We start from the raw sequence: 4,194 nt of genomic DNA on the forward strand, positions 1-4,194 counted from the left end.
CGCTCGGGTTCCGCAACCTGCACAGCTACATCGCGCGATCGCTGCTCGAATCCGGAGGATTCAGATCCGCGCTACACCCTGAATTGCGATGAGCCGCATTGTGGGACAACTTCGCCTACAAGGACATGGATGAAACGGTTGGCCCGAATGTTCTTGCTCCGCGGCGGATCCTCGAGGCACTCACGCCCACTGAGAGCGCGCACGCTATCAAGTGGCGCGCTGCGTCATGGGTGCGCGTCGCGCAGATCGAACGCGTTGCGCGTGCGGGCGCTGGCGCCACCGTCCGGTTGTCACACCCGCTGAACTACGGCCTCAAGCGCCAGGTGCAGGAGTTCATCCTCACGTACCGTTACAACGGCCGAGGCAGGCGAACATCCGTCGCGTGTGCGCACGTCGACGGCGTCACATACCGCCTGCCGCAGGACTGGGAGACCATCGTCGACACGATCACGCCCGCGACCGTCGACGCGTAACCCGCACCGGGTGATGGGATGACCGCCCACCACCCGGTGCCGTCATGCTCGCGCGGCCCTCACGACACCTAAATCCTAGTAATCCTAGAATTTCTATTCTTTCCTCCTCTAGGGGTTGCAGTTTGTAAAGTCGTGCCGTTATGCTGGATGTTGTCAGATCGATTATCAAGCAGAGGGAGATACTCATGACCGCCACCACACGCCCCACCGGAGCGATCGGCTACGTCCTCAGCTCGGAGGTGCTTCTCGCTAAGGGTCGCGACGCTTATGTGCGCACATATCCGACCGCCGACCCGAGCCACCTCCGCCCTGGCCCGCTTCCGCAGGTGATCATCGCCGTCGACCGCGGCACACCCGCGATCGTCAACAGTGAGGGCGTCGGGGCCATCGCCACCGAGGGAGACGTCATAGAGGTGTACTTCTCGACCGGGCACACATTCTTCCCGCTCGAGCTAACCCTCAGCGAGGTCGCCGACGCCGTGAGCGAGGAGACGATCGACATCGCCGACTCGATCCGCTCATTCGGCGACCGCCTCAACGCCAACCATCACCGCTGGCACCGCCGCTACGACCAGAACCACCGCCCGTAGCAAGCGAGGGGTGCCGGAGCTCCGGCATCCCCCCACCCCGGCAAGCACACACCGCATGCGACTTGCATTTCGTGAACCCTATGCAGGGTCGTGACTGTTGTCAGATCGATTACAAGGAGAAGGAATCATGCTGCACCTCACCCACCGCACCAAGACACACACCCCGCTGCCGAACACCGTCGCGCTCATCATCAACCCGGCTACCGGAGACATCGTCGACGAAGCATTCAACCGCGACACCGCCGTCAGCATGATCCTCCACGACGGCATGACCGCCGTCGCCGTCGCCGACGACGGCACCCATTGGTCCATCGCCCGCCAGCAGAGCATCTACGACCTCGAGCGTGACCTCTACCTCGACTGCTGGACCTAATCCATCCCGGTGGGTGCCCTCGAGGCACCCACCCCAGAAAGGGACACCATGACCACGACACTCGGTCTCACCCGCGCCGCTACTCGCGCTGCCGACCTCTTCGCCGGACTCAACCGCGACCAGGTACTCAATCACCTCAACATCGAAGAAGCCGACATCATCGCCAACCTCTTCGAGGCCCTCGGCCACCAGGACATCGCAACACACGTGCGCATCGAAACCTGGCACGCCGAAGACACCACCGACCGCGACCCGCTCCCCTGGGTCACCCCCAACGGCACCCGCCACAACAACAACGCAGACCCCTCCGACAACGACACCTTCCAGCCGCGCCCCTTCACCGAGTGGTGCACAACCCCATGACACCGCGGCGAGCGCGACCAGACACGATCACGCTCACCGCATTGCGTCACTCACCGCCGCCGGGGCCTCCGGGTCCTGCGTGAGGCATGGTAGCCGCCAGGAAGGCTTTGGGTGCTTCGGTTGGTAATGGGGGTGAGGTTAGCTGGCGAGACCTGCGGGCGCGAAGGTCACTGTGATGGTCTCAGCGGCTTCCTCGCCCGATGCAACACTTGCCGCCCTGCTTCCGCAGGTGGCACGTTCGGTCTCGCCGAACTTCGTGACGTTTGGGGATCCGTGGAGCACGTATCCCGGAGGAGGCGTGATTGTTGCGAAACCGACTCCCGCGAAGTCAGCCGGAGCATAGTTGCATGACGTGGACGCGCTCGACTTCAGCGTCTTTACACCCGTTTTCACCTTTGGGATACCAACCCACCTTTGGTATGGGTCAACACGGGCCAACTCAGTAGCAGATCGAATCCTTGAGACCGGCGCGGTGCACGCGACTTTAGAAACGACGTTGACTGTTCCGCTCACGTGTGTGGACCCATGAGGATGGTCCGTCGTCACCGTGCACGAAATGGTGCTCGCCAGTGTCGCCCCTGCTTCTTCATTGCTGGTCGGACTACTCGGCTCAATGGTGAGAGTCGTCAGCTCACCTTCTACGACTTGAGTGGTCCCCGAACCGTTGGATTCCACAGACAAGGAATCGGCCCCCGCGGCAGGCGCAGCGATACCGAATGAACCCACCGCAGCCAAGATCAAAGCTGCCCCAAACGCACGAATTTTCATTTCCGTCCCCCGACAGGTGAAGTAGAGTCTCCGAGCATGGAAGCACGGTCTGTGGAACATAGCAGCAGCATCATCCGCATCGATGCACCTACGTACCGCGTGGAGTTCTGGGAGCAGCCTCGTCCGGACTACGCGTGGAACCTCGACGCCTGGCTCCTGACCGAATGCACGTCGGCAAATGAAGCACTCTCCTGGGCAGAGACCCACGCAAACGGTCGCCGCTACGTCGTCCTGGCCTCGGACACAGCGGAACCATCAGGCGAGGACGCGACCGAAATGGTCCTCTTCGGCACTGACCCCACACAGGCGAACCGCAAGGACTGAGATCGAACCAGTCCGGGTGCCCTCCAATGCTCTACGACACATAAGCTCGCCAGGATTCACCGCTCTGTGAACTCCAGGCGAGCAGGCGGTTGCACCCCGCACGGCTTCTAGTCATCCTCTACAACGAGCAACGTAGCGAGCCAAGACGCCGCGGCGAGCGCGACCAGACATTGGTCGCGCTCGCCGCATTACATGGGGTTGCATTTTGTAAAGCATGTGACGTACTGTGGATGTTGTCAGATCGATTACAGCTCCGGAGGACAACATGACCACCACCGATACCCCGAACTTCATCGAGGAACTCCACCTCGCCGCCCACGTAGACGAGACCCTCGACTCTTCCCACCTCCTCCTCAATGGCGGACCCTGGTGCGAATGCTGTGGCGAGCGCTTCGACGGCCTCTACACACCCACCTTCCCCCACACCGGCAACTGCACCTTCCCGGACCCCGACACCGGCACCACCGTCATCGGCAACACCCTCACCAACCCCTCAGACCTCGGCCAGCGCGACTTCACCGTCCGCTCCACCACCACCGGCCAGGACTACCTCATCAGCCCCCACGACATCCGATTCACCATCACTCCCTAACCCCACCCGCGGCGAGCGCGACCAGAACCACCATCGCGCTCGCCGCGTCCGCGAAGGCCCCGACTGAGGGCATAGGTGAGTAGGACCGGAAAGGAAGCAGCATGTCTGAGCGCGATGACCGCCCCGAATGGGCAACGGTGTGCCACTGGATCGATGCCGGACGCCCGGACCTCTCACCCGAGGGCGAATGGCTTCCCATCGACGGGGAGGCCGAGCAGCCGAGCTCGAAACCGCTTCACGGTTCCTGCTCGAGCTGACTCGATGAAAGACCGCGCTCGCCGCAGTGACGGTCGGACTGGGGGCTCCCCCGCGACCATCAGGCCCTAACGACCGCATGCGCGAGGACGGCGCGATTACCTCCGCCCAAGGTGTTGCATTTTGTAAACCCCCTTGCTAAACTGAATGATGTCAGATCGATTAGCAGTAAGGGAATCATGCACAAAGACACCAAGAAGCTCCTCCACCAGCTCAAAGCCCAGGGCTTCACAACACGCCTCACCAACGCCGGACACACCGTCATCTACCGTGACGGCAAACGCATCACCACCATCAGCGGATCCGCCTCCGACCCCCGCTCCCTCACCAACGCAATCGCACAAGCCAAACGCGCAGGATTCTGTCCCGCGTCAAGTAGTTGGCAGGATTTCTTCGATTTCGAAGTTGGGGATGGTGGGGTGCGCGTGGCCGGCGTAGACGTCGGCGGGTCGGTTC

At 62.2% G+C, this 4,194-nt stretch carries 8 protein-coding genes; all 8 read left to right on the top strand.

The window, feature by feature from the left end; translation table 11 throughout:
• The first annotated feature begins 125 nt into the window (after positions 1–125).
• On the top strand, positions 126–473 hold the full coding sequence (locus G510_RS17675; protein WP_157560669.1) for a hypothetical protein: 348 nt from the start codon (positions 126–128) through the stop codon (positions 471–473).
• Between the two features lie 185 nt (positions 474–658).
• On the top strand, positions 659–1,063 hold the full coding sequence (locus G510_RS0113020; protein ID WP_029153965.1) for a hypothetical protein: 405 nt from the start codon (positions 659–661) through the stop codon (positions 1,061–1,063).
• A gap of 127 nt (positions 1,064–1,190) precedes the next feature.
• The gene (locus G510_RS0113025) at positions 1,191–1,436 is read left to right on the top strand and encodes a hypothetical protein (RefSeq protein WP_029153966.1); all 246 of its coding nucleotides are present in this window, start codon (positions 1,191–1,193) and stop codon (positions 1,434–1,436) included.
• A 48-nt stretch (positions 1,437–1,484) separates the two neighbouring features.
• Positions 1,485–1,799 carry a hypothetical protein gene (locus G510_RS0113030; RefSeq protein ID WP_029153967.1) on the top strand — a complete coding sequence of 105 codons (315 nt, stop codon included), beginning with the start codon at positions 1,485–1,487 and terminating at the stop codon, positions 1,797–1,799.
• Between the two features lie 804 nt (positions 1,800–2,603).
• Complete coding sequence (locus G510_RS16970; RefSeq protein ID WP_084644389.1) at positions 2,604–2,891, top strand: hypothetical protein; 288 nt, start codon at positions 2,604–2,606, stop codon at positions 2,889–2,891.
• A gap of 265 nt (positions 2,892–3,156) precedes the next feature.
• Entirely contained in the window at positions 3,157–3,483 is a 327-nt protein-coding gene (locus G510_RS0113040; RefSeq protein WP_029153968.1) for a hypothetical protein, read from the top strand.
• A 101-nt stretch (positions 3,484–3,584) separates the two neighbouring features.
• Positions 3,585–3,740: a hypothetical protein gene (locus G510_RS18395; protein ID WP_157560671.1), complete on the top strand. Its 156-nt coding sequence runs from the start codon at positions 3,585–3,587 to the stop codon at positions 3,738–3,740.
• Between the two features lie 177 nt (positions 3,741–3,917).
• The coding region (locus G510_RS18400) for a hypothetical protein (protein WP_157560673.1) at positions 3,918–4,194 on the top strand (277 nt) is incomplete at its 3' end.

The sequence above is a fragment of the Microbacterium gubbeenense DSM 15944 genome (assembly GCF_000422745.1).
Classification (GTDB): Bacteria; Actinomycetota; Actinomycetes; order Actinomycetales; family Microbacteriaceae; genus Microbacterium; species Microbacterium gubbeenense.